18 protein-coding genes and 1 pseudogene are annotated in these 26,351 nt (G+C 69.2%); 9 read left to right on the forward strand and 10 right to left on the reverse strand.

The window, feature by feature from the left end:
* Positions 1–84: 84 nt before the first annotated feature.
* From HD597_RS44005 to HD597_RS44030, 6 genes are all read right to left on the reverse strand, one after another.
* Positions 85–1,221 (reverse strand): hypothetical protein, encoded by a 1,137-nt coding sequence (locus tag HD597_RS44005; RefSeq protein WP_253751809.1) that lies wholly within the window; start codon positions 1,219–1,221, stop codon positions 85–87.
* A gap of 116 nt (positions 1,222–1,337) precedes the next feature.
* The gene (locus tag HD597_RS44010) at positions 1,338–4,766 is read right to left on the reverse strand and encodes a hypothetical protein (RefSeq protein WP_253751812.1); all 3,429 of its coding nucleotides are present in this window, start codon (positions 4,764–4,766) and stop codon (positions 1,338–1,340) included.
* A gap of 5 nt (positions 4,767–4,771) precedes the next feature.
* Positions 4,772–6,295, reverse strand: coding sequence for a hypothetical protein (locus tag HD597_RS44015; protein WP_253751816.1), 1,524 nt, complete (start codon positions 6,293–6,295; stop codon positions 4,772–4,774).
* Between the two features lie 117 nt (positions 6,296–6,412).
* Positions 6,413–7,804 carry an AAA family ATPase gene (locus tag HD597_RS44020; protein WP_253751819.1) on the reverse strand — a complete coding sequence of 464 codons (1,392 nt, stop codon included), beginning with the start codon at positions 7,802–7,804 and terminating at the stop codon, positions 6,413–6,415.
* Between the two features lie 179 nt (positions 7,805–7,983).
* Positions 7,984–8,442: a hypothetical protein gene (locus HD597_RS44025; protein ID WP_253751822.1), complete on the reverse strand. Its 459-nt coding sequence runs from the start codon at positions 8,440–8,442 to the stop codon at positions 7,984–7,986.
* 118 nt (positions 8,443–8,560) lie between these two features.
* Positions 8,561–9,271, reverse strand: coding sequence for a GbsR/MarR family transcriptional regulator (locus HD597_RS44030; protein WP_253751825.1), 711 nt, complete (start codon positions 9,269–9,271; stop codon positions 8,561–8,563).
* Positions 9,272–9,433: 162 nt separating this feature from the next.
* Between HD597_RS44030 and HD597_RS44035 the strand changes: the two genes are divergently transcribed.
* Positions 9,434–10,588: a DUF418 domain-containing protein gene (locus tag HD597_RS44035; RefSeq protein WP_253751828.1), complete on the forward strand. Its 1,155-nt coding sequence runs from the start codon at positions 9,434–9,436 to the stop codon at positions 10,586–10,588.
* A 16-nt stretch (positions 10,589–10,604) separates the two neighbouring features.
* Here the strand turns inward: HD597_RS44035 and HD597_RS44040 are convergent, their stop codons facing one another.
* On the reverse strand, positions 10,605–11,651 hold the full coding sequence (locus tag HD597_RS44040) for a questin oxidase family protein (protein ID WP_253751831.1): 1,047 nt from the start codon (positions 11,649–11,651) through the stop codon (positions 10,605–10,607).
* Positions 11,652–11,793: 142 nt separating this feature from the next.
* Between HD597_RS44040 and HD597_RS44045 the strand changes: the two genes are divergently transcribed.
* Positions 11,794–12,348, forward strand: a complete 555-nt coding sequence (locus HD597_RS44045) for a SigE family RNA polymerase sigma factor (RefSeq protein ID WP_253751834.1) — start codon at positions 11,794–11,796, stop codon at positions 12,346–12,348.
* Positions 12,335–13,573: a hypothetical protein gene (locus tag HD597_RS44050; protein WP_253751837.1), complete on the forward strand. Its 1,239-nt coding sequence runs from the start codon at positions 12,335–12,337 to the stop codon at positions 13,571–13,573. Before HD597_RS44045 ends, HD597_RS44050 begins: the two co-directional genes overlap by 14 nt.
* Positions 13,574–13,616: 43 nt before the next feature.
* Here HD597_RS44050 and HD597_RS44055 read toward each other — a convergent pair whose 3' ends face one another.
* Positions 13,617–15,308: a hypothetical protein gene (locus HD597_RS44055; RefSeq protein WP_253751840.1), complete on the reverse strand. Its 1,692-nt coding sequence runs from the start codon at positions 15,306–15,308 to the stop codon at positions 13,617–13,619.
* 128 nt (positions 15,309–15,436) lie between these two features.
* Complete coding sequence (locus HD597_RS44060) at positions 15,437–16,000, reverse strand: trypsin-like peptidase domain-containing protein (RefSeq protein ID WP_253751843.1); 564 nt, start codon at positions 15,998–16,000, stop codon at positions 15,437–15,439.
* Between the two features lie 245 nt (positions 16,001–16,245).
* On the opposite strand from HD597_RS44060, the gene HD597_RS44065 reads away from it, so the two are divergent.
* Positions 16,246–17,031 (forward strand): ankyrin repeat domain-containing protein, encoded by a 786-nt coding sequence (locus HD597_RS44065; RefSeq protein WP_253751846.1) that lies wholly within the window; start codon positions 16,246–16,248, stop codon positions 17,029–17,031.
* 13 nt (positions 17,032–17,044) lie between these two features.
* Here the strand turns inward: HD597_RS44065 and HD597_RS44070 are convergent, their stop codons facing one another.
* On the reverse strand, positions 17,045–17,581 hold the full coding sequence (locus HD597_RS44070) for a hypothetical protein (protein WP_253751849.1): 537 nt from the start codon (positions 17,579–17,581) through the stop codon (positions 17,045–17,047).
* A gap of 261 nt (positions 17,582–17,842) precedes the next feature.
* Between HD597_RS44070 and HD597_RS44075 the strand changes: the two genes are divergently transcribed.
* The 5 genes and pseudogenes from HD597_RS44075 to HD597_RS44095 all read left to right on the forward strand — a co-directional run.
* Positions 17,843–18,301, forward strand: a complete 459-nt coding sequence (locus tag HD597_RS44075; RefSeq protein ID WP_253751852.1) for a hypothetical protein — start codon at positions 17,843–17,845, stop codon at positions 18,299–18,301.
* A gap of 853 nt (positions 18,302–19,154) precedes the next feature.
* Positions 19,155–20,285, forward strand: coding sequence for an AlbA family DNA-binding domain-containing protein (locus HD597_RS44080; protein ID WP_253751857.1), 1,131 nt, complete (start codon positions 19,155–19,157; stop codon positions 20,283–20,285).
* Between the two features lie 259 nt (positions 20,286–20,544).
* Complete coding sequence (locus HD597_RS44085; protein ID WP_253751860.1) at positions 20,545–22,002, forward strand: PIN-like domain-containing protein; 1,458 nt, start codon at positions 20,545–20,547, stop codon at positions 22,000–22,002.
* A gap of 577 nt (positions 22,003–22,579) precedes the next feature.
* Positions 22,580–24,433 carry an IS481 family transposase gene (locus HD597_RS44090; protein ID WP_253759725.1) on the forward strand — a complete coding sequence of 618 codons (1,854 nt, stop codon included), beginning with the start codon at positions 22,580–22,582 and terminating at the stop codon, positions 24,431–24,433.
* A 141-nt stretch (positions 24,434–24,574) separates the two neighbouring features.
* A pseudogene (locus HD597_RS44095) lies at positions 24,575–26,326 on the forward strand (IS481 family transposase); the annotation flags it as partial.
* Positions 26,327–26,351: the final 25 nt, after the last annotated feature.

A 26,351-nucleotide genomic window follows, 5' to 3' on the forward strand; every position in this document is an offset into this window, starting at 1 on the left:
ATGCAGGATGCTTTACTCGTTCAAGGGGCACGACCCTAACAGTCCGCGCTGACCGGCCGCAGGCGGCCTGTCATGGAGGCGGCGTCAGCCGACGCGCTCGAAGGGCGTCGGCGACTGGCCGGTCCAGCGGTAGAGCTGGGCGTGGCCGGTGTGCTTGGAGACGCCGTCCTCGGTGACCTTGCCGGCCTTGGCCACGTAGTAGTGGCCGCCGCCGAGCGAGATCAGCCCGTACTCACCGGTGAACTGCCAGCCCCTGACCCCGGTCGCCGCGTCCTCCAGCCCGCCGGGCGCCAGCGTGAGGAGCTGGCCGCGCTCGGCCTGCGGCTGGCCGGCGAGCTCGCCCGTCCTGGGGCGGGCGGCGCCGTCCACCATGAAGAAGGTGTAGTTCGGGAACTGCGGCTTGGTGCCCTTGTAGACGGCCATCATCCAGTTGCCGGTGTGCTCGTCGTACTCGAGGTTCTGCACGCCGTAGGTGGTGTTGCCGGTGTAGGCGAAGTACTTGCCGTCCACCTGCTCGGGGCCGCTCTTGTGCGGGGCGCTCTCGGTGAGCGGGCGCTCGTACTTCTTCCACTGCTGGATGTCGTACTGGAGCAGGACCTGGTAGTCGTTGTCCTGCCGGGTGGTGTTGGCGTAGATGCCGTAGGCGACGGTCAGCTTCTGCCTGCCGTGCTTCCTGCCGAACTCGGGGCCGAACGAGACGCCGTCGATGCCGCTGCAGCCGTAGCGGTGGTCGGGGGTGTTGCCGACGTTGCCGTCGAACCTGCCGTCCCCGTTCATGTCGGCCACGTAGTCGGCGACGACCTCCTTCAGGTACACGGTCTTGACCACGTCGGCGGTCTGGGCGTCCATGTCGGGCGCGGTGATGCGGTCCACGTCGAAGATCGCGATGTAGAACGACTCCTGCTCCTTGTACTCCAGCGAGCCGTACACGCGGCCGTCCTGGGAGTTGAAGTCGAGGTCGCCCAGGTGGCCGGTGAAGCCGGTCACGGAGCCGACGAGCCTGCCCTGAAGGTCGGTCTTGACGAGGAGGTTGGTGAAGGAGAAGTACATGTACCCCTTGCGCTGGTCGATGGCCATGCCCTGGACGTGGCCGGCCGTCCAGGCGCCGCCGTAGATCTCCGTCGGGAGGTCGCGGGGACGGTCGGCGGCGCCTGCCGGGGTGGCGGCGAGGAAGGAGAGGGCGGAGGTGGCGGCGAGGGTGAGTGTCAGGACCTTGCGCATGGTGCGGTAACCCCGTCTTCGACGTTCGATGATCAAAAATCGACGTTATACCGCACCCATGCAGATGTCTGACAATTTCCTGAACTGTCAGTGAAGTGGTGCCGAACCCTCCCCGTTCACTCCATGGCCGTCGTGACCCGGCGTGCCCGGTACCCCGCCTCGCGCAGGCCGCTCGCCCTGACCCGCCGCAGCAGCTCACGCCAGGCCTCGCCCCAGCCCGCCCTGATGGCGCACGACTCGGCCAGCGCGACGGCCAGCAACGCGCCCGCCTCGCCGCGCTCCGCCAGCCACCGCGCGTGCGGCAGCAGCAGCTCCGCCGGCACGTCCCGCGCCGACGCCGCGAGCAGCTTGCCGGCCTCGGCGGCGGCCAGCACCCCGGGGATCGTCCCGAGCAGCCGGGCCAGGTCGTGCCGCGGGTCGTGTTCCCAGTCCACGGTGGCGGCCAGCAGCTCGGCCGCCAGGTCGGCGGGCAGATCGTCCACGATCGCCCGCGCGGCCTGCCGTACCGGCTCCGGGTCCACGGCGTGGCGCGGGCGCCGGCCCTGGCCGGGATGGAGGTTCAGGCGGGGGTGCCGGCCCTGGCCGGGATGGAGGTTCAGGCGCAGGTCCAGCACGATGGTTGCGAGCCGCTGGGCGGCCGGGCGGTCGCGTTCGGCTCCTGCGTCCGGGCCGTCGGGCGCGGCGGCGAGCGCGCGCACGGTCCGCCGCAGCTCCTCCACCCCGCTCCCCGAGCAGGCCACCCCCACCAGCCCGTGGGCCGCGGCCCGCCACTCGGCGGTCCGGCCGAGCTCGCGGACGATCTCGGCCAGCCGCTCCGGGGCGCCGCGCACGTAGGAGCCCCAGCGAGGCAGCGCACGGACGGCCACCAGCCGGGTCCCCAGGTCACCCGAACGGGTCGCGGCGGCGATCAGCTCCCCGTACGCGGGCCGCCACCGCTCCGGCAGGTTCAGCGGCTGCGGCCCCAGCACCGGGGCGGCCACGTCCTCCGCCGCCGCGACCGCCTCCCTGAGCAGCTCCCAGGCCTCCGGCTCGGAGAGCAGGTCCGCCGCCGCCGACACGATCGCCGCCCGGACGTCCTTGTGCTGTCCCTGCGCCTCCCACAGCCCACGCAGCACGCCCATCGCGCCGGGCGCGCGGTGCCGGGCCAGCAGCCGGATGGCCTCCTTGCGCGCGGCGACCTTCCCACCGGCCAGCACCGGCCCCAGCTCCGCCGCCAGCTCCGCGGGCCGCACGAACCTGGCCGCCCGCGCCGCCCCGTACACCGCCACGTGCGCGTCGTCCCCGCCCGCGTGCGCGAGCAGGTCGCCCAGCACGTCCTGCGGCGACACCGTCCACGGCAGCGCGGTCAGCGCGGCCCGCCGCACCGCGGTCTCCCCCGGCGTCACGTACGCCCGCAACCGCGCGGCCGGCACCCCGGGCACCTCGCCCGTCCTCCGCACGGCCCGCGCCCGCTCCCACACGGGCAGCGTGGTGTCCCGCGCGACCCGTTCCAGCAGCCCCAGGTACGCCTCGCGCTGCCGGGCCGTCCAGCGCAGCACGGCCGCGCGCGGCACGTGGTGCACCCGGCGCGCGCCGCTCCTGGCGAAGCGCCCCTCCGGATCCTCCGGGCCGAGCGCGGCCTCCAGCAGGTCCGTACGCTGCCACGCCAGCACCTCGAACACCCTGTCCAGCTGCACCACGGACGGATCCGCCGCCAGCAGCCCCGCCACCCGCTCACCCCTCGTCCGCGGCGGCTCCAGCCAGTACTCGACGGCCTCGATCGCCTCCGCCCCGTCGACCGCGTCCAGCGCGCGCTCCAGCGCCCGCTGCAGCTCGGGCAGCTCGTGCCCGCGGCGGCCGAGTGCCGTGGCGATCACGAAGGCGAGCCGGTGCCTGTCGTGGCCGGCCGCCGCCTCCAGGTACGGCGCCAGCCTGCGGACCAGCTCGACCTCCCGGCCGCGCCGCAACACCTCCGTCAGATGGCTGAGCGTGGCCGTGCCCACGTGCTCGATCACCCGCTCGAACGTCCGCATGCCGAACTCCAGCAGGGCCGCGTCCTCCCGCGTGGCCCCCTGCTCGAAGACCCAGGCGGCCAGGCTGCTGACGGCGTGCCGCGTGCGGAGCGAGCAGTCGCGGGCCGCCAGCGCGTCCTCGGCGAGCCCGTCGAGGAAGGGCACGTGCGCGGGCTGGATGAGCCCGCCGGGGATCCCGGCCAAGGCCGTGAGGGCCGCGGCGCGCACCGGGTCCTGCTCGTTGCGCAGGCGGGTCAGGGCGTCCGTCAGCCGGGTGAGGGCCTCGGGGTCGCGGCTGCGGCCCGCGCAGGCGATCAGGTTGACGTAGCCGTTGGCGCGGTCCTGTGCGTCGGAGCGGCGGGTGGCGGCGCGCAGCACCGGCTCGGCCTCGTCGTAGGGGAGGAAGGCGGTGATCTCCAGCGTGCGCAGCTCGTCCTCGGCGACGGCGCGCAGCCCGAGCATGCGGCGGGCCACGGCGACGCGGCGGCTCAGCGGGAGGAGGTTCAGCAGGTCCTCGGAGTGGACCTGCTGGGAGAGGTCGGGGTTCAGCAGGTCCTCGGAGGAGACCTGCTGGGAGGGGTCGGCGCCTCGCGTCGTCGCCGTGAACATCGCGTCCCTGCGGGAGGGCGGCAGCGACCGCAGCAGATCGGCTACCGCGCCGGGCTGCTCGCGCACCGCCCTGCCCAGCTCGGCCAGCCGCTCGTCGGTGAGCGCGGCCAGCCGCCGCCGCACGCCCGCCCGCCTGAGCAGGCCGGCGAGCGGGCGCTGCCGGCCGGGGGTCAGGTAGACGGCCAGCGTACGGGCCGGGTCGGCGTCCAGGAGCCGGCCCGCGCAGCGCCACGACCTGGGCGTCCAGTGGCGCTCCAGCAGCGCGATCACCCGCTCGGGGGCGTGCCTGGCGGCGGCCTCCACGCCGGGGACCACGGTCGGCCACCAGGTGTTCCGCAGGTCCTGGGGCAGGCCGTCCAGCGTCTGCTCGACGTGGTCGAGCACCAGGAGCGGGTGCTTCCCGGCCAGCGCCGCCCAGTTGGGCACCGCGTGGGCGAGGCCGGCCAGCCTGGCGGCGACCACCTCGGGCCGGCAGGCCACGAGCAGGCCCGCGGCCTCGCGGTCGCCCCACCGCTCGTGCACCTCGTCGATCAGGCGCTCGGCCAGGTCGGCGCGGCGGTTGCGCCTGATGGCGCGGTATGCGGTCAGGCGGTGGCGGAGGGGAGCGGTGCGGGCCAGGGCGAGGATGGTGTCGTCGGGGGCGCCGAGCTTGACGGCCTGGGCGATCGCGAATCCGGATATGTCAGGGTCCGGGTCGGCCAGAGCGCGGATGAGGCGCGGGAGGTCCCTCGCCGCCGCCGCCATCCGCACGGCCAGCAGACGCTCGTACGAGCCGCCCGCGGCCAGCTCCTCCAGCAGGGCGGCCAGCTCGGCGCGGCCGTCGGGACCGCCCTCACCTCGCCCCTCGGCGCGGCCGGACAGCTCGCGGGCGCGCAGTGCCAGGTGACGGCAGCGCTGCCCGTGGGACAGCGGCTCCACCTCGTCGAGCAGTTCCTGAGATCGCATGCGCATCACCCTTGCCCCAGGTAGGCGTCCATCTCGTCGCGGAGCGCCCCGTCCGGCTCCACCGCGTGCGCCGCCCGCACCCACGCGGCGGCCTCTTCCGGCGGCTCCGGCCAGGCCCGCAACGCCCGGACCGCGCACCGCCGGACCCGGATGCCCCGGTTGCGCAGCGCCGCCCTGACGAGCGGCAGGCCGAGACCCGGATGCCGCTCCAGCTCCGTGACGATCGTCTCCAGCGCCTGCTCATGACCGTCGCCGATGAGCCGGTCTCCCGGGCCGTTCGCCAGGTCGTCCAGCGGCAGCAGCTCCTCGGCCAGCGCCACCAGCGTGCCGGGATCGGCCAGGCCGAGCACGTGCTGCCAGGTGAAGCCGTCGCACGGGTCCACCCGGAGCCGGGCCACGAGCTGCGGCAGGATCGGCAGGGCCAGCCCCTGCGCGCAGTACTGGGCGAGCGCGAAGCCGTCACTCCTGGGGTCCGCCACCCCCGCCAGCGCCAGTTCGGCCCAGCGCGGCTGCGCGAGCACGTCCGCGTAGCGCCGGCGCAGAGCCTGCACGTCGGCGGGGAGCCAGTGCTCGGGAGGCTCGCTCAGGTGGCGGCGGATGGTCAGGAGGTGGTCGAGGCGCCGCAGGGTGGCTTCCCCGGCCGCGGCCAGGTCGGCGTAGCGGGCCAGGGCCGGCACCGCCTCGCCGTACGCGCTGATGCCCGTGGTGGGGCCGCCCTCGCCGCGGACCAGCGCGGACAGGATGCCACCCGCGCCGTCCACCAGCGCCTCGTCCGGCTCGGGGTCGAGGAGCGCGGAGTACAGGTCGCCGGTCGTGGCGGCGAGCGGCGCCAGGTACTCGTCCATGACGCCGTTGCGGAAGCCCTCGCGCAGCAGCCACGCCTTGACCTCGGGGTCGTCGCTGCCTTCGAGGCGTTCGACGGCGTGGATGCGGCCCCAGGCGGTCACCCGGCCGGCCAGCTCGAACACCGCCCGCTCCCGTTCCCCGGCCGGCTGGGTGCGCAGCAGGGCGACGGCCGCGTACAGGGTGAACTCCTCCAGCGTGCCGAGCAGGAGCAGCAGCTCCCGGTCCCGCTCGTCGCCGGACGCGCCGACGAGCACGATGCCGATCTTGACGGCCTCGCGGCGCGTGCCGTGCTCGGCCAGCCACCGGCCCGCCTCGTACACCTGCCGCCTGCTCAGCTCCCTGCCCGCCAGCTCGGACACCAGCTCGTCGCAGAGCTCCAGCGCGCAGGCCTCCGCGAGGCGCTCGTGCAGCCTCTGGTACGGGGCCCGCCACTGAAGGAGATCGGCGACCTCCTGGACGGCACCGAGGTCGGGGGCGAAGCCGAAGTGGTGGGTGCGGACGCCGTCCATGACGACGGAGGGCATGTACGGCCTGCCGTCGTCCTGGCGAGGAGGCTCGTCGGGCAGGTCCATGGCATGCGGCGGCCAGGGGCCGGGGCCGTGCAGGGAGGACATGGAGATCGTGTGTGCCAGGAAGGTGAGCTCGTCGTCTCCGGTGCTCAGCTTCCTCGTGCCGGGGTTCACCGGCCGGGGCGGTGGCCGCCCTTCCCGTAGAAGATCATGGACGCCATGATGCCGCAGCGGGCCCCTCGGCGCCAGTCACTTTTCCGGGGAGCGGTGGAGCGGCATCACTGGAGCTCCTCATGAGACCCCGTAGAGCCGGTCGATTCCGACGAGACGAACATGATCGTCGTCGCCGGCGGCCGCCCGCAACTCCGGGCTGAATCCGGCCCCGCCGTAACAGGCCAGAACGGTGCCGCGGGTGTCGTAGCCCTTCTGTTCCAGCAGTGTGCGGGCCCTGGCAAGCCGTTCGAGATGATGGCGCCCCATCACGTCTCCCCACTTGGCCTCACCGAGTGACAGGATCCGCCGTGGCCGCCCCGGCTCCTGTGCCGCCAACGCCACCACGTCCACCTCGATCTGCGTCCTGTTGGCCGGATCGGCGACCACACCGGAGCCGAGCTCGGCGGGGAACTCGCCGAAGAGCCCGTCCTCGCCGTCCAGGGCGAAATCGCGGCACAAGCCCTCGAAGTGCGGGCCCACGACCTGGGCGAGGAACGTCTGCCTGACCGAACGCCACACGGTCTCCGCCCGGTGGATCTCCAATTCCGCCCAGCGCTTGCGCATGATCGCCTCGTAGAAGGTGATGAGGGGTTCCACGATGCGATAACGGGCGCGTCCGGACCGGAAGAGGTCGGGCTCGCGGGTGATGAGCGCGCAGTCCTCGAGGACGTTGAGCGGGTGAGTGATCTGGTCCGACTTGCGTCCGACATAGCCGGCGATGCCGCCGTTGGTCGAATTGCCGCTGGCGATCGCCGCCAGGACCGAGTGGTAGAGCGCCGGGTCCCGGATGTCCCGTTCCTCCGCGAGGAGGTAACGCGCCTCGCGGAACAGCGGTTTCTGTGGGTTCAGCACCGTGCGTACCACCCACGAGTCGAAGTCGGCGAGCTCCGACGGCGCGTCACCCTGCGTGAACTCGTACCGATAGGCGGGAGTGCCTCCGGCGATGGCGTTCACCATGACGGCGAGGCGGGGGTCCGTGATTCCCCAGAACTCGGCGGCTTGCCGGTATCGGAAGGGCTGGACCACGAGTTCGAGCCCGGCCCGTCCGCGTAGCGGCGCCTGCCCGGAGAGCAGCCCTCCCATCACGGACATGGCGGATCCGCAGAGGATCAACCGTGCCGCGCTCTCGCGGCCGCTGCCTCCGGGGCCGAGCTCCCGCTGGATGATCGAAGGCAGTGCGGGAGATGCCCTGATGAGGAAGGGGAACTCATCGATGATCAACGGCACTGGGCGGTCACGGAAGGCCCTCAACACGTAGGGGATGGCGTCGTTCCAGTCGCGGAAGGGTATCTCCACCACTTCACGGGTGAACCGGGTGATGGCCTCCGCGAACAGCCGCAAGGACTCGGCCTCCGTCGCTTCGGTGGCGGCGAAGTACATTCCGCCGGCGGCTTCCGCCAGAGCCTGCAGGAGGAAACTCTTTCCCTGCCTGCGCCGTCCGCTGACCACGCCCAGGCCGGCACCTGTCAAGGCGGATGCGCTCTGACGGGGCGCCACGAAGTCCGTGAGTCCCTGCCATTCTCGCACGCGATCGAAGAGGCGCTCCGGTTTGGCGATCAAGTCTCCTCCGCTCCCGCGACGACATCTGATACAGAACCATACCTCTCAGAAGTGCAGTTCTGCTTTCTTGCACGAGGGCCTCATGACGATCACATCTCGTCGAGGCACCGGTCGCGGTAGCACTCCCCGTAGCGCGAGAGGCGACAGTCGTCGTCGCCCAGGGCGGGTACGAGCCGGGCCCGTAGTGTTCCAGCGGGAGAACGTCCAGACGCGGGTTTCTTCTCCTTCCCGGTCCAGATATCGCCGCCACCAGGTGGAGGCGTTCTTGTCCTGCTCGTCGTTGACGCCGTGATGGCGGGCGAGTCGCGGGAGGCGGCGGGTGAACTCGACCGTGTCCGCCGAAGCCCCCAGGCGATCGCCTCCGGGCCGGTCACCCGTTCGTACGCCTTCGCGGCCACGTAGGCCGGCAGCTCGAATTCCGGATAGACCTCGTCCGGCCAGCGCCGGGACCGGGTGAGCGTGACCCGTTCGAGCCGGATCCGGCCGTCCCTCGACGCGCTCGTCCGCTCGTGGCGGTAGTTGCGTGACAGCTCGTCGAGCAGTCGCATGGCCGGCAGTTCCACAAGGCGGTCAGGACAGCCGACGACCTTTTCGAAGTCCTCCCGGCCGAGCGGTGGCGGAGCGCTCGACCACGTCCCAGAAGGCGTCGATGTCCATGAGCCGCGATCATGACAGATCGCCCGAGGCGTCGCGCCACCGCTCGGCCGCGCGGACCATGTCGTCGCTGAGCTGCCGCAGGAGCCGGCCCAGGCCCTCCAGCCGCACCCCTGCGGGGGTGGCCGGGCCGAGGGCGTCGGCGCCGCCGTGGGCGAGGTCGGCGAGCCGGGCGTTCTGGTAGGCGCTGGCCAGCCACGACTGGTGCCAGATGTCGCCGTCGATCACGTACCGGTCGCGGCGGCGCCGGGGGTCGCGCTCGCGCCTGATGAGGCGCTGCTGTTCGAGCTGGCCGACGGCCTTGGAGATGGAGGCCGGGCTGACCTGGAGGCGCTGGACGAGCTCGGCCGCGGTGAGGCTGCCGCTGTCGGTGATGTAGAGGCAGGCGAGGACCCGGGCGGGCGTGTGGGTCAGGCCGGTGTCCACCATCATGGCCGTGAAGCGTTCCTCCAGCGCCTTCATGGTCTCCGGATCGCGCCCGTGTTCGTCGGCGGCGGGCGCCGGGCGCGGCTGGAGGGTCTTGCCGCGGCGGGCTCGGGTGGCGGTCGCGTCGTGGGCCCGGTCGGCCCGGTAGTCGCCCGCCCCGCCGTTGCGGATCACCTCGCGGGTGACGGTGGAGACCGGGCGCTGGAGGCGCCTGGCGATCTCGGTGTACGTGTGCCCGTCCGCCAGGCCCTGCGCGATGACCTGGCGTTCGTCGTGAGTGAGCCTGCCGCCCGGCATGTGTCGTCCGCCTCCTGATCTGGTGCCCGATGACCAGTATTGCCTTTGGCGACATGCCATTGCAACTCAGGGTTTTGCATTCGCGCACAGACCATTGCAATAACCTGCGAAAATACACTCTTTCTTGTTGACTGAACACTGAATGCAAAGTAGCTTTCGGGCATGACTGAAGACGTAATATCTCGTTCTTCCTCCGTCGGCGCACGGCCCTCCAGGTCGCTCGCGCCCGACCTCGCCCGCGGGGTCATGCTGCTGCTGATCGCCCTCTCCCACGCCCCCTCCTTCGTCGACGACTGGCACACGGGCCCGCCGTGGCTGGACGCCGCCGCGAAGTTCGTGAAGTCCCTGGTCGCCGACAACCAGGCCAGGAACATGTTCGTGTTCCTGTTCGGCTACGGCCTGGTGCAGCTGCTCGCCGCCCAGCAGGCGCGGGGCGAGGGCTGGCCGTCCATCAAGAGTCTGCTGCGCCGCCGGGGACGGTGGCTGATCGTCATCGGCTTCCTCAACGCCGTGGTGTTCGTGCCGATCGACATCGTCGCCGTCTACGGGCTCACCCTGCTGGTGCTCGCGCCGATCGTGCGGGCCGGGGAGTCCGTTCTGTGGTGGACCGGCGGCCTGACGCTCGTCCCCGCCACCCTGCTCCTGGCCTGGCAGAGCGTGGCCGCCCAGACGGACCCGGCGACCATCGCCGAGATCATGGAGCCGGCCTTCGCGGCCCACCTCGTCGCGAACCTCCCCGCCTGGCCCGCCAACACCGTCGTCTCCACCCTCATGGTCGTGCCCGCCATGGCGATGGGCATCCTGGCCGCGCGCCGCCGCCTCCTCGACGAGCCGGAGCGGCACCTGACACTGCTGCGCCGCATCACCGTCCTGGGACTCGGTCTGGCCCTGGCCGGGCGCACTCCGTCCGCGCTGCTGGCCGCGGGACTGTGGTCCCCGGAGTCGGTTCCCGTCCGCTGGGCGGTCGCCGTCGCGCACGACCTGACCGGGTACGCGGGCGGCATCGGCCTGGCCGCCGCCATCGGGCTCGTCGCCGTCGGGGCCCGAGGCGGGCGCCTCACCACCGCCCTCGCCGCGCTGGGCCGCCGGTCGCTGACGTTCTACCTGTTCCAGGCGCTGGTGTGGGTGGTGCTGTTCTATCCGTTCGCGCTCGGGCTGCACGACGACATGGGGTACGCGGCGACGCTCGGGATCGCGGTCGCGGTGTGGGCGTCGTCGATCGTGCTGGCCGAGTGCATGCGCGTCGTCGGCCATCGGGGGCCGGCCGAGATCCTGCTGCGCCGCCTCACCTACCGGCCCTCGCGGCGCAAGGGCTGATGCACGACGAAGCCGCTCAGGAGGCGAACGGGCTGATCAGCGTGGCCGCGCGGGCCACCGCCGCGAGGGCGTCGGGATCACCGGTGCGGCGGTGCACGTCCAGCGCCGTGTCGGCGAGCTTGATCACATGCTCGTCCCCGTGCCGGACCGCGAGCTCGAACACCTCCTCCGCCGGCCCGGCCCCGGCGGGCAGGTCCTGCCGGGCCACCGGCTCCGCGGGGGCGTAGGCGGCGGTCACCGCGGCGCCCGCCGCCCACGCGGCGTCGAGGCTGCCGGCCCAGAGGTCCTGAGGCAACGCCGGCAGGGTACGCAACACCGCCGTCGGAGCGGTCGCGGCGTGGACCAGCATGACGGGATTGCCGTGGGCGTGGGTGAGGTAGCGCAGGGTGGCCGCGTCCGCCAGCTCGGCGAGGCGCGCGCGGGCCTGCTCGGCGTCGGCGGCCGGTCTGAGCGCGGCCACGGCCGGCCCCCACCCGGCGACCTCGGCGAGCTGGTCGAGCCGATGGTTGATGCCCTTGCTCTGGTCCGGCACCCGCGGGACTCCGTCGAGGGCCCGCCCGGGATCGGCCGTACCGGACGGCGGGCCCGCGGCAGCGACGGGCTGCCAGCGCGCCGCCCAGTACCCGAGCGCCTGGCCCAGCTCGGCGAGCCGCGTCTCGTCCTCGAATCCGAGCAGCGCGTGGACCGCGTGCCCGGTGCGGATCACCCCGTGCGTGGCTCCGGCCGCGATGCCGGGCAGCAGGCGGGGCCACCAGGTCTCCAGCACGTCCCGCCACGGCCGCTCCCGCAGCTCCCCGTCGAAGAACGCCAGCCAGTCACCGAGCCGGCGCGCATCGCCCAGCGCTTCCCGCCACTCCCCGCCGCCGACCGGTGAGGCGCCGCGCGGCAGCTCGTCCAGCCGGGCGACGTAACCGTCGAGCCAGCGGTGCACGTCACGGTCGTACCCGTGCCTGACCATCGCCTCGACCGCCATCGGGCCGTGGTTGGACAGCCACCCGTCGAACTCGGGGCCCGTCCTGTGCAGCCGCTCGTACGCTTCTTCCAATGTCCCGCTGTCGCTCATGACAGGGACGCTAACCCTCGGCGGCGGTCCCGCACGTCGGTCCCCCGATCGAATGGTTCTCCGCCTTTGGACCTAGGTCGTGCAACAGAATCCGGCGATGCCTCCTCTTGGGGTTGTCGGAGACAACGAAGGGTCGAGGCAGTTGGACGGTGATCCCCGCTACGCGGACTTCGTCGCCGAACGGGGTGACGCGCTGCTGCGTTACGGCTACGTGCTGGCCGGCAACCAGCACGACGCGGCCGACCTCGTGCAGGAGGCGCTGCTGAGGCTGCGCGCCGCCTGGCCGAGGTTACGGGCCAAGGAGAGCCCCGAGAGTTACGTGCGCACGACGATGGCCAGGCTGCACCTGTCGACGTGGCGGCTGCGCCGGCGCGAGCTGTCGACCTGGGACCTGCCTGACGGCGTCCACCAGGACACGCTGCCGCGCGGGGACGAGCGGACCCTGTGGCTGGCGCTGGCCGGCCTGCCGCGCAAGCAGCGCGCGGTGCTCGTGCTGCGTTACTACGAACAGCTCACGGACGCGGAGATCGCCGTGGTGCTCGGCATCTCCCGGGGAACCGTGCGCAGCCAGGCCTCCCGCGCGCTCGACAAGCTCCGCGCGGCCGTACCGGCCGAGGACGGACGATCCGCACAGGTACGACCACGTTCGCCTCTCGACGGGGCGCGGCTGGAGGGAACCTACGATGACCGACGTTGAGGAGGCCCTGCGCAGGACGCTCGGCAGCGCGTCGCAGCACGCGCCCCGGATGCCCGCCGGCCTGCCCGCCCGGCTGGAGGACGGCTACCGGCGGCGCCGCCGGCGCAACCTGGCCCAGGCGGTGCTGGCCGCGGCGACCGTGGTGGCCGTGGCCGGCGGGACGGCGGCCGTGCTGCGCCACGGCGACGTGACGGCCGCGCTGCCGAGCACGTCCCCGTCCACGGACCCGCCGCCCTCCGCCGCCACGCCGCGGACGTGGCCGCTCCCCGAGCCCGTGGAGAAGATGTATCCCGCGGCGGTGCGCAAGGTGCCCGCGCGCGGGCCCGGCGGGACGGCGCTGCGTCCGCAGGCGTTCATCGACGAGCACACCATGCTCGTGACCACGTGGGGCGGCTTCGAGCAGACCGACGCCCTGTACGCGTACGACCTGCGCACCCGCGACCTGCGGAAGATCACCGACGTGCCGACACCGGCGGGAACCGTCGTGTTCGCCTCGGACTTCACGGCCGGCGGCGGCCGGGTGGCCTGGTGGACCGCCACCGAGGACCGGCGCGTGCACGTCTGGACCGCCCCGGTGAGCGGCGGCGAGGCCACCGGCATCGCCGACGTGGAGGGCGGCGGCGGCGCCGGGCTCAGCGGCCTCGCCGTCGAAGCCGGCCAGATCGTCTTCTCCCTGTTCAGCGGAGGGGTGTTCACCGTTCCCGCAGCGGGAGGCGAGGTGCGGGAGGTGAACGGCGGCGCGGGGATGCATCTGCTGAAGTGGCCGTGGATCGGCTCGCCCGGCGCGCTCTCCGAGGGGAACGGGTCGCGGTTCACCAGCATCACCAACGTGGAGACCGGGGAGACGAGCGTGGCCGTCACCCGTCCCGGCGAGGACGGCCTGATCTGCGGGACGCGGGTCTGCGCCGGGGCACAGGAGGCGCAGGACGGCGGGAGGAGCTTCTACCGGCTGCGGGACGGCTCGCAGGAGAAGGAGCTGCCGGTGAAGGGCCTCATGATGGACGGGCTCGCCCGCGAGCGCTTCCTGGTCGCGCCGGTCATGGCCGAGGGTGCGGGGCACATCGCGATCCTTTACGACGTCACCACGGGCAGGGCGGCCGATCTCGGCGAGCGGGACGAGAAGGGGAGCATCCAGGTGCCGGGCGTCGCCCGTGGCGACGATCGGCTGCTCGCGTACCAGATCGGTGACGACCTCTACGTCATCGACCTGACGAAGATCGACTGAGCGCCGGGGCGGCTACGGGCGGCGGTGGACGCGCGCCCGCTGCTCAAGGGCCCTGGCCGCGCCGCTCCCCTCTTCCAGCCGGATAGACGAGAATCAGATCCTGCTCAGGACGCGTGTACAGGCGCAGCCGGTAGCGGCCAGGGCCGTTGCGCGCGAGGTCGGGGAAGCGCACCTTGCTCGCCGACAGCGTCTGCATCACCAGACGGCCCGATTCGCTGACGATGTCCGCCTCGACCACCTCATCCCAGCCCCTGCGCCGGAGGGGTGGCGGGGCCGAGCCCAGCGCCTTCGCCGTGACGCAGGTCGCCCAGTCCTGGCTGGGAGTGAAGAACAGGGCCAGCGCACCGCGGGTCTCGAGCGGGTCGAGCGTCTCCTCGTCCCAGATCGCGTCGGAGTCCTCGGACGTGTCCGCTTCCTTGTCATGAATGGCGTACGGCTGGGCGTCCCAGTCGTAGTAGGACGCCGTCGCCTGGAACCGCGTCCGCAACGCGGGCCATGGGTCACGGCACAGGGCGTCCTCCCTGCGCGCCTCGCGCCGCATCTGTTCGCGTGCGAGGTCGTCCTTCTCCTTCTGCCGCTGCGCCAGCTGGGCGGACGACAGCAACAGATCCGGGTGGCTCCGTCCGATCACCTCAGGGCAGAGCAGCGCGAGCAGCGCGGGCCGGGCCTTGACCGGCTCCCCGCGCGCGAACCTGACGCACGCGGCCCTGCCCCTGCTGAAGAGCGCCTGGTCCGAGATGTCACGGTCAGGCTTGTTCACGCTGCACAGATAGGCGCGATCACGCTCGTGAGCCGGGGTGTCCGCGACACGCGGCGGGTCCCTCCACGTCCAGCAGTCCGAAGGCGGTAGCTGCTCGCCCTGCCAGGTGTAGGAGAGACGTGGCCGGTTCTCGGGCCCGACGATCATCATCAGCAGGGAGACCGAGGCCGCGGCCATGACCGCCGCGGGCACCCGCAGCGGCGCCGGCCGCCTCGGCTCGCGGTTCAGCTCGTGGGCCGTGCGCGCCAGCCAGACGAGGAAGAGCACGTCCATCGCCTCGGCGATCGACTCGATCGTGCTCCCGCTCGTCAGGCCGTCCACGAGCTCCACCAGAAACCCGCTCGCGAACGTGCCCCAGCCGACGAGGATCGTCGCCCGGCTCCAGCGCCCGTCGCGCCGCTGGGCGAGCAGCAGCATCACCATGCCGGCGAAGACCGCCACCTCCACGACCAGGACGGTCGCCCGGTAGGCCGTACCCGGGAAGAACCGGGACACCGGATCGTCCACCAGGCCGATCGCGAACGATCCGGCTGTTTCCACCGCCCCGACCAGGAGCAGAGCCGACCGGAAGGCCCGGCCCGGCCCGGTGAGCACCATTGTGATCAGCACGAGCGCGGACGCCCAGAGCACCAGCCCGATCACCAGCTCGACCGGACTCGGGAGGAACGAGGGGATCAGCAGCCATGCCACGTTGGCGTACAGGATGAGCCGCAGCCACGTCGCCGCCCGGCGCACCGGCCCGACCAGGGGCGCGGGCCCCCGGAAGAGCTGCCACAACATCCACGAGTTCACCAGCCCGACCAGCAGCAAGCCACCCAGGACCGGGAGCAGGGGGGAGGTCTTGAGGCTCTCGCCGGGCGCGTACCACATGGTGGCGAGCCATGCGGGGGTCGCGGTGCCGAGCACCAGGCTGAGGGCGATCGAGGCGAAGGTGACGGCCAGCGAGGCGGAGGCCGCTGATCGGGATAAGTGCACAATGAGGCTTGATCGTAGTACGGCCGATCACTGCTTCGCGCCGGTCGCGCGGTCACCCTCGGGAAACGGCTCGACCACGGTGACGACCAGCGGTTCCCCCTGCGGTGCGGCCTCCCTTTCGGCCCTGGTCAGCCGTCCTCGTCGCACCGCTGGGTCGAGACGTGCTTCGTGGCCTTGGCCGCACCGTCGGTGACGGCGAGGATCTCCTCTCCGGCCAGCGCATATCCCTCCTCCGGATGCTCGATCGCCGAAGCGAAGACCATCCCGGCGACCTCTCCGCCTTCGAGGATCAGCGGGGCGCCGCTCAGGCCGGCGTCCGTATCGGCGGAGAACCCGAGGACCACTCTGGTGACGTTGCGTTCCTTGTAGAGATTCGGGCCTTCGGCCTCGATCCGCTGCTCGATCTCGACCGGCTGCGTCACCAGTTGCTCGGCGCCCTTCGGATACCCCAGCATCCGGGCATCGGCGAGCGACAACCCGGGGATCCGCAGCAGCGGCTTGGGCGCCGCGGTGATGCGCAGCGCAGGGGCGGGCAGCTTCGGTACGTACAGGACCGCGACGTCGGCATCGGGATCGAAGGCCACGACCTGGCCCTCGTACTGCTCGCCATCGGCAGTGGTGATGACCGGAGACACCGGGACGGCGCCGGCCACCACATGGGCGGCGGTCACCACCCGCTGCGGGGCGTACACGAACCCCGTCCCCTCGATCTCCTTGTTGCACGACGGCGCGATCGCCGAGAGACGCACCACGCTCTGCTCCGCACCGGCCTTCTCCGACGAGACGGCCACCTCACCGTCGGCCGCCGGCCCACCACCCGGCATCGGCACCGGAGGGGCCGATGCCGAGCAGCCGGCCAGGGCGAGGACTATGGGTAACCACAACCAACGCGTCACAGCCCTTCACTCCCCCTCGGGTCGGTATGGTCTGTGGCGACATGGCTCACGGCGCGCCGTTGATCAAGCCATCGTCGCCAGAAGACCACCGTGTCACGCTTCGCTTGATCTTGTACAGCGTCGCCGACATCATGCCCCAGAGGGCAGCCGGAGCAGACGGGCACCACATGGAGCAAGACGAGGTCTCGACGTGGGACGGCGTCACTCAGCGGTCCGGCTACAAGCGCCGGGTGATCGAGGGACGCGACAGCCTGGCCCAGGCGGCGCGCGACGGCGACTGGTCCGCGGTCTTCGCCCTGCTCGACGAACACCCCGGCTGGATCAACAGCGGCAGAGTCGGCGGCGGCAGCGGATACGCCCCTCTTCACCAGGCCGCCTGGCACGGCGCCGAGGCCGGCCTCGCTCACCGGCTGGTCGCCCGCGGCGCCTGGCGCACGCTGCGCACGGCTCAGGGAGAGCGGGCGGTCGACATCGCTGAACGCAGGGGACATCACCATCTCCTGGCACCGCTCACGCCGGTGATCCGCCACCCCCTGCCGGCCGAGACCATGAGGTCGATGCAACGCCACTTCCACGCGCTGATTCACGAGCGGGCCGGCGACCTGATCACCGACCAGCGGTTGCGCCTTCCCGAGCTGGAGACGCTCACCGAGCAGCGCAACCCGGCCTCCTGGTTCACCGTCCCCGGCATGTACGGCGGTTTCAGCTACCGGCTGGAGCAGGCCCAGCTGATCGTGGAAAGCTGGTTTCGCGTCGTCGGGGGATCGGGTCAGCGGCACGTCGTCGACGAACACGGCGCCCGGCTCGTCGCCGAAGGCTTCGTCTGATCAGTCCTCGGGCTCAGCGGTCCGCATCGGATTCCTCCCAGAACGGTGGGACGAACCCGCCGTCGCGACACGTCACGACCTTCCCGTCGCGTACGCCGAGCACCTCCGGCTCATCATCCTCATACCAGCGCTGGTAACCGAAGAAGGACCCGTTCTCGTGCAGCCGGACGGCCAGCCGGCCCATCAGCTCAGCCACCTCCGCATGCCCGTCGGGGTGAACCTCCCAGCGGCAGGTCAGCGCCCACCGTTCGTCGCCGCGCACCAGGATCGAGAAGCCGGCCCCGGGAATCTTCGAGGCCGCGTACGGTGACCCGCCGTCACCCCACGCCGGTCGCGGAAACTCCTTGATCACCCAGTCGCCGTTCTCGTCCCGCATGGGCTCCTGCTCGTCAGGCAGCAGATCGAGAACCTCATTGACCACGATCGTCCTCTCGGCGACGTGCCCGGGCCGCGAGCCGAGCCCCAGGTGCCAGCGCAGCTCGGCGAGCTCGGCCTCGGGCAGATCGCCGCGCAGGTCCATCGCGACCATGAGCTCATGAATGTCAGCCATGGCCGGAACCGTAGCGGCGCGGACCGACATCGATGCGATGCGAGACTGACCGGCTACATCAGCGACCTGGACCTGCCCGCCGCGGCAGGGCGACGCGGGTCGCCACGCACCTGCTCGGCGGACGACGCACACGGCTCGATCGCTTACGTGACCGTACCCGCTCATCCACCAGCATCCGAAGGCCACTGATCTGGCGGCGGAGACATGAATCGTGATCCATGCGTGTGCATCGCGAGACAGCCGGATCCGATGCTTGCGGTGATGGATGGACGCAACGCGAGTGTCTCACCCGCCACCGGAGGCCGGCTCGCCGAGCGACTGGTCGTCGCCGGGCTGGCCGGCATCATCCTGCCCTTCGTCCAGTTCGGCTGGCTCGTGCTCGTAGCCGCCCTGTCCGACGACTCCCGCTGCGGCCACTTCGGCTGTGTCGGCCTGCCGGCCGACGCGTGGACGATCGGGAACTGGGCAGCGGTCGCGCTCGCCTGGCCGCTGCTGCACCTCCTCGGGGTGCGCCCCGCATGGCCGGTCGCCGTGCTGGCGCCCTTCTTCCTGGTGCCGATCTGGGAGCTCACCGACGTTCCGGTCAGCGTGGTCGCCGGATCGTTCGCCTACCCCCTGGCCGCCCTGGTGAGCGCGCCGGACCTGTCATGGCGGGGGCGCGGCCTGGTCCTGGCCCTTTTCCTTCTGGTCTGCGCCTTCCTCGCGCTTGCTGTCGGATAGTGCCGGCCGGGGCGACAACGGCCTCGCCGCCAGGTCGGGTAGTCGGCCAACACATCGGCGAAGCGGGGTTTGAACTGGGGGTTTGGGGGGCTGTGCCCCCCAATGTCACCGCCTGAGCTTCCTTGCGCGCAGCGCCTTCCTTGCGAAGACCATGCGTTTCCCAGAGAGCCTCTACTTGAGGAGCTGCCGCGCCATCACCATGCGCTGGATCTGGTTGGTGCCCTCGTAGATCTGGGTGATCTCCGACACCCGATTCGATCACCTGCGAAGGCAGCTCGACCATACGGCTGAGCACCGGCTACGCCTGTGGACACTTCGCATCTCTTTTCGCTGGTTACGGCACTCCCACGGAACAGCGACGGAACAAGGACAGAGCACGGGAGCGGTCTGCGCCGCTCCTTGGTGAGCGCCTGCTTGCAAACGGGAGCCGGCACACCGTCGAGGGGTCTTTCTCCTGGTCAAGCGGTAGATGCCGTCTGGTGGGCGGCGCTCGCATGCGTCGGTGTTGCTGTACCTCCCTGCTATACAGCAACCCGGCAGACGGCCGGCCCACCTATCCGGTGGCAAGGGGACCCGTACCGCAGGGCCGCCAGGCCCGAGGAACGGAAGCCCCGCGGCTGCCTGACCTTCCGCTTTCCAGGCGGGCCAATCATCCTGGCCGGCAGCGGAAACCCGCGGTCAGAGGACGGTGGTCGGGGTGAGCCCTCGTGCGGGGACGTTGCTGTCAGCGCTGGTGCCACCAAACTCCTCACTCAGCCCGGCTCTACACTCCAGTCGGATTGCCTTAAATGACCTTGAGTGTCTTACTTAGCGCCATCTCGATTCTACGCCAGCGATGTGCAATGATATGCATATGCGCTATCCGTCATTCTCACTAGATATTTCTGGCCAGGAATTAGTGTGCGGGACGATCAATAATGTCGATTATGAGATCGCAAGCGATCACTCCGATGCCATCGCAGGGATCAGCGTAGCTAATTTCTCCACGACACTACTGGAACGCAGCCGAAGGCTATGGAACGACTCTCCCGACAAGGGTGACGCCTACGCCTCAATTGTCATCGAAGATTTCGTCGTGTTTCCATGGGATGAATTCGCTTCATACTATCTTGACCTAACCAAAGAAGACGAATTTACCATAACTATCTATTTTATTTCGCTAATTCCTAGTTTCCCTGGGGAGATGGAGCAAGTCACTAACCCCATCATCAGGAGATTCGGATTGCGTTTGATTGAAACAAGTGAGGCTTCGGAGGGACTAGCATCCACCTTTGATGACGGGGCACGTTCATGGTTTATGAAATGCACCGGACCAACTCAGAACCTAACGCTCGGCGATCTATTCTCCTTGCGCCGCGAGCTGAGCTACAGGGCATTCTTCTCCGAGAACTCCCTGATGCATCCTAATGTAATTATAGATATTCTTGAGGCTGGTGGTGCTTCGCAGCTGATTGGAACTCCCGAATCCGACACTCTTGAGGTCAAGAGCATCGACTACATGTCGAAGTATCAGGGCGACCGATGGAAGGTCGAACTCGCCCAAGATGTATCTAGTTTTGCCAACGCGGAGCTTGGCGGGCTATTGCTCATTGGAATTGAATCCCGGGAGATCGACGGCAGAGATACTCTACATAAACTAACCCCATTGAGCCCAAACCCAAAGCGACTGGGCCAGTATCGCGACGTCATCAATGCTCGTATTCATCCGCCAATTGATGACCTTCGCCTTGACGTAATACCACTCGGCCATAAAGAAATATTGTACGTCTTGATTCCACCACAGCGTGATGAACGAAAGCCTTTCATGGTCTTCGGTGGAATTCTTGATGGGAAGGTAGAAGGAAAAATGTTTTCGATCGTCCGCAGGCGTGGTGATCGTACAGTAGGGGTGGATCCACGAGAGCTTCATGCGATGCTTGTTGCCGGGCGTACTTTCTTTAGGACTGGGAATAGGCCTAACAGCCCGAACAATGGTCGCGAATAGTACAACGAAGAAGATCCATCGGCATCGGTCACCTCAACCGTAGATGACGAGTGCCTTAAACTGGACAGAGGTAGCAAGCAGACATAGAAGTCTCTCGGGAGGCGTCCTCTCAGGCAGACAAGCCAGGTTCTAGAGGTCCCCTGCCCTCGAGTACGAGAGAGACGGATGTCCCGGTGATGATCATCCAGGCTGCACGACCATGCGCTCAAGATAGAACTGATCTAGGCCTTAAGTCGATTACTCCGATAGGCTGTTCAAAATGAACGCGCAGTACCAAAATGACCCGCAAGATCCGGTTGGTCTGGGCAGCGGCTTTCAGGCGTGGTGGGCGGAGGTCCCAGACCCAGGGCCTTATATTCGTGAGGGGCTCATCGTCTTGGACGCGAATGTGCTGCTGCACCTGTACCGCGTCACCCCCACCGCTCGCGAACAGATTTTGGCAACTCTGCTGGAGGTGCGAGATCGGCTCTGGATCCCACATCAAGCGGCACTAGAATTCCACCGCAATCGGGTCGATGTGGTGTTAAATAGGTTGTCTCAATTCCGCGAGGTTCGGCGCGTCCTAAAAGATGCAACCAATAAGGCGGCTGGCGAGCTACGAAAAGCTGTATTGCGCTTCACTCACCTACGCCAAATGAACATGACCGACCGAGTCTGGGACCCCGGCGCAAATGGCCTGAATGAGGAATCAATTCTCTCTAGACTCGATGGAGTGATGGATTCCGCTCTGGCAGAACTCGTGACGTTGGAAGCCGAACACGACCTCGCACCGAACGATCTCCAGTCCGGCGATCCGGTACTTGCACGCCTTGACGAGGTGACAAGAGGCCGTATTGGACCACCATATCTTCATGCCGAACTGAGACACCTTGTAGAAGAAGCGACATCTTACAGATACCCGAATTTAATCCCGCCGGGATATAGAGACGCCGAAAGGAAGCCTACCCCATACAGGGCAGCTGGCGATTACATCCTTTGGCGTCAGATTATGGATTATGCACAGACGGAAGCCCGAGGACGCATGCTTGTCATGGTCACCAGCGATGCAAAGGAGGACTGGTGGGAGCTCGACAAGAACGGGAAAGCCCAGCAGGGACGCCCGGAACTAAGACAAGAGCTTTTTGATCACAGCAAGTCGTCGATGGTACAGATGATGCTATCTGACTTCCTGGAAGCTGCCGTCGAACAGTTTCCTGGCCGAGTTTCACCTGACACGGTTAGTGAAGTCCGCGAATCTGAAAGAACGGCACAAGCGGCAGGGGTTCTCGATGTACTGTCATCTCTAAAGGACGACCATAAGCCCGATCTTATGGCACTGTCTCCCGCCGAGTTTGAGCATTTGATACGGCAACTACTCGAAGCCATGGGGTTCACTGCATACGTTACAGAGCCAGCGCATGATGCCGGTTTCGATATTGACGCCACAAAGTCGGACGCTAATCTTGGGGTCATTAGGACTGTGGCCCAGGTGAAGCGCTACAGCAGGGCTGTCTCCCTCGACGCCGTCCATGCGCTGTATGGGGTCATGACGCACGTGAAAGCACAAGCCGGCATCATGGTAACAACTAGCTGGTTTGGAAGCGCCACGAGGAAATTCGTCGAGGGGAAGCCGCTCACGTTGATCGACGGACCCGAGCTGATCAGCCTGTTGCATGACTATCTTGACATAGATGCCACCATCTCGATTCGACGCCCCATGAACAGAGATAATCAATAGATCGCAGGCATCAACGTGTCCGCTTAGGGTCGTGCGCGCCTCTATCTGGAGAACCGATGAACCACCCAGTTTAGCTTGCACTTTCGGTGATCAGCCGTGATCCTCGGTGGGCCAGGGCTGAGGAACGAAGCCCTGGCCCACCGAGCGCCCCCGGCCACGTACGGTGACTCGCCATGCCGTGGCGATCGTAAGGGCCGCATTCGTGTGGTGGGCCTGACGTCCTCGGCCATAACGCTGGGTTCATCTGGCATGGCTCTATCGCCCTCGTGGAGCTACAAATTCCTTGAAGTTCCATGTAACCGATGTGGCGTCGATAGACGCGTGGGTGGTGCTGGTCGCGACCGGCCGGAGAGCCGCAGCGCGGCCAGCGACCGCCCGACGCGCGGCAGGCCGCCACAGGCGGGCTGCCCTTGATGACGTGCAGATAAGTTGCTTTCTGGGCTGCCCGTAGCTGTGTCCTGTCTCGCTTGATGGTTGACACTCTGGCCTCGCTTGATGCTTGACACCTTGATCGTTATCTGTGCCTGCTCGTGGCGTTATCGGCGCTTCGGGGGAGGCTCGGGTGGCATTGGTGGAGTTGAGTGTCGTGGAGCAGCGCTATCACGCGGTGATCGAGGTGTTGTCGGGCGCGAAGGTCACCGATGTGGCCGGACGGTATGGGGTGTCGCGGCAGTCGGTGCATGCCTGGGTGCGGCGGTATCAGGACGGTGGCCTGGCGGGGCTGGCCGATCGGTCGCATGCACCGAAGGCGCATCCGATGCAGACGTCGGCTGCGATCGAGGCGCTGATCTGTGAGCTGCGGCGGGCCCATCCGCGGTGGGGGCCGCGTACCCTGTTGTGGGAGCTGGGCCGGCGCGGGGTGGAGCCGTTGCCGTCGCGGGCGAGCATCTACCGGGTGTTGGTGCGTAACGGGCTGGTCGAGCCGGTCACCCGCCGGCGCAGGCGCGAGGATTACCGCCGCTGGGAGCGTCCGGGGCCGATGCAGTTGTGGCAGATGGACATCATGGGCGGGCTGCTGCTGGCCGACGGCAGCGAGGCCCAGCTGATCACTGGCGTGGACGATCATTCCCGGTTCTGCGTGATCGCCTCGGTGGTGACCCGGCCGACCGGGCGGCTGGTGTGCGCGGCGTTCGCCGCGGCGATGCGCGCCTATGGGGTGCCGCTGGAGGTGCTGACCGACAACGGCAAGCAGTTCACCGGCCGGTTCGGCGGGCCGAAGGCAGGCGAGGTGCTGTTCGAGCGTGTCTGCCGGGAGAACGGCATCAAACTGCGTCACACCGCACCACGCACCCCGACCACCACTGGCAAGATCGAGCGCTTCCATCAGAGCGTGCGCCGCGAGCTGCTGACCGAGGCGCTGCCGTTCGCCTCGATCGAGACCGCCCAGGCCGAACTGGACGCCTTCGCCGAGCATTACAACACCGCCCGCCCTCACCAGGCGCTGGACATGGCCTTCCCCGCCGACCGGTTCTTCATCGAGCGCAGCGACGGACAACGCCGGGCCGAGCGGGAACTGCCACTGCACCTGCCCGCCGGCCTGACCACGGTGCCCGCCCCCGCTGCCGGCGTTGCTCCCGCGGCCCCTCCCGCGACCGCACCGCCGGATCTCCCGGCCCCGGCCATCCATCACTTCGATCAACCCGAACGGCCCGAGCCCGTCCTGATGAGCACGGTCGATCCGCTATCGCGCCAGGCGATCGAGGTCGATCGGGTCGTTCCTGCCTCAGGCAACCTGTCGATCGGTGGCCAGCAGCTCTGGCTCGGCCCCGATCGGGCGGGCATGCCGATCACCGTGTGGATCAGCACTCAGCGGCTGCACGTGTTCACCGGCAGCGGTGGCCGGCTCAAGAGCGTGGCCTCCCGGCTGACCGTCAAGGACCTGGCCGCGCTGCTCGCTTCGGGACAAGCCCGCCCAGCACCGGACGAGCCCGTCGCCGAGCCCGCGATTGCGGCGAGCGCCGTCGAGGTGGATCGGCAGGTCAGCTCGATCGGCACCATCAGCCTGGCCGGGCGGGCCCTGTGCATCGGCGCCCACCTGGCCGGCCGCCGCGTCATCGTGCGCTTGGACGGCATCACGGCCCGCGTCATGGACGAGGAACGCCTGCTGCTGCGCGCCGTACCCTGCCCACTCCCGCTCGCCGAGTGTGTCACCCTGCGCAACGCCCGCCCCGCCGGACCACCACCCGGCGCTCCGACCGAGCCCGTCACCGTCCAGCGGGTGGTCTGCAGCCGCGGGCACTTCCAGGTGGTCGGGCAGAAGGTCCAGGTCGGCCGGGTTCACGCCCGCAAGATCCTGGACGTGACCGTGGACGACACCCACATCACCGTGCGCGACAACGGCGAACCCATCCGCGTCGTGCCCCGAACCACCACCCAGGAGATCACCCGGATCAAGTCCCAAGCGCATACTAAGAAGCGAAAGATCGGCTAGGAGTGTCAAGCATCATCCGATGCCAAAGCGTCAAGCATCAAGTGAGACCAGACAGGCTGCCCGTAGCTGTGTCGGGTCTCATGACTCGCGTGACACATCGTGCTCAGGACGTGCGTAACACTTCGCCGAGTGCTGGTGGAGTTGAGCGTGGTCGAGCAGCGGTATCAAGCGGTGCTGCAGGTGCTGTCCGGGGCGAGTGTCACCGAGGTCGCCCGCCGGTTCGGGGTCTCCCGTCAGGCGGTGCATCGATGGCTGAGCCGATACCGCGATCAGGGCCTGGCCGGGCTGTCGGATCGTTCATCTCGCCCGCGCACGTCACCGAGGCGGACACCGGCCGAAGTGGAGGCGCTGATCTGCGAGCTGCGGCGTAATCACCCTCGTTGGGGTGCTCGCCGGCTGGTGTGGGAGCTGACTCGCCGGGGCTGCCCCGGGCCGGTGCCGTCGCGGGCGACGGTGCACCGGGTGCTGGCGCGGCACGGCCTGGTGCAGATTACCCCCAGGGGCCGGCGGCGGGAGGACTACAAGCGCTGGCAACGCTCCGAGTCGATGCAGTTATGGCAGATGGACATCGTCGGCGGGATCATGCTGGCCGATGGCACTGAGTGCAAGGTCGTCACTGGAGTCGACGACCATTCCCGCTACTGCGTCGCCGCCACTGTGGTGGCCCGCCCGACCGGCCGGGCCGTGTGCCTGGCCCTCGCCGCGGCGCTGAGCCGATATGGAATCCCGGATGAGCTGCTCACGGACAATGGCAAGCAGTTCACCGCCCGGTTCGGTCGCGGCGGGGAGGTGCTGTTCGATCGGATCTGCCGCGAGAACGGCATCACGCACCGGCTGACCCGCCCGCACTCACCCACCACCACCGGCAAGGTGGAGCGCTTCCACCAGACGCTTCGGCGGGAACTGCTGGACGACCATGGCCCGTTCACCAGCATCGAGCATGCCCAGCAGATCCTGGACGCCTTCGTCGACGACTACAACACCCGCCGGCCCCACCAGGCGTTGGACATGGACCGCCCCGCCGACCGGTTCCAGCCTCGCCATGATGACCAGTTACCGCTGCGGCTGCCATCGGCCCTGCACGCCCTCCCCGATCCGCCATCCGATCCTGAGCCCGAACCTCAGACTGAGCCAGTGGTGATGCCGCCGGCGCAGGCCGAGACAGCACAGCTGGCGATGCCGGCTGACGGGACTGACGTGGTCGACCTGGCCGTCGAGTTCACCCGGGTCGTCCCCGCCTCGGGCAACCTGGCCGTCTGCGGACAGCAGTTCTGGCTCGGCACCCACCGGGCCGGAGCCACGATCACGCTGCGGGCCGATGCCGGCACCGTCGAACTGCTGGCCGGCCGGGTCAGGATCAAGAAAGTCCCGTCCCGGCTCACGCCTCGGCACCTGCGGCAGCTGATCGCAGACGGCGGCACCCCCATCCAGCCTGCGGCCAAGCCGGCCCGCGCAGGCACTGGTGAGGTGATCGAGGTGGACCGGACCATCAACGCCAGCGGCCTGGTCGCCCTGGGCGGCCGGCAGTACTCGGTCGGCTACCAGTTCGCCGGACGTCGGCTGACCGTCCGCATCGACGGCGCCGTGCTCCACCTGACCGATGGGCACACGTTGCTGCGCAGCCTGCCCAACCCGCTCACCAGCGACGAGATAGCCCGCCTCCGGGACGCCCGCCCCGCAGGGCCCGAACCCCGCCTTACCGACGAGCCGGTCTGCGTGCAGCGGCGCGTCAGCAGCCGCGGCCAGCTGTCCATCGCCGGGCAGCGCATCCGCGTCGGCATCGGCCACGCCGGAATGACCGTGACCGTCGAGGACACCGACGGGACCTTCCGCATCACCACGCCTGCCGGCCAGGTCATCGCCGAGGTCGCCCGCACCACCACCAAGCCGATCGCCCGGTTCAAAGTTCGAAGGCCGC

Source organism: Nonomuraea thailandensis, assembly GCF_024172165.1.
GTDB lineage: Bacteria > Actinomycetota > Actinomycetes > Streptosporangiales > Streptosporangiaceae > Nonomuraea > Nonomuraea thailandensis.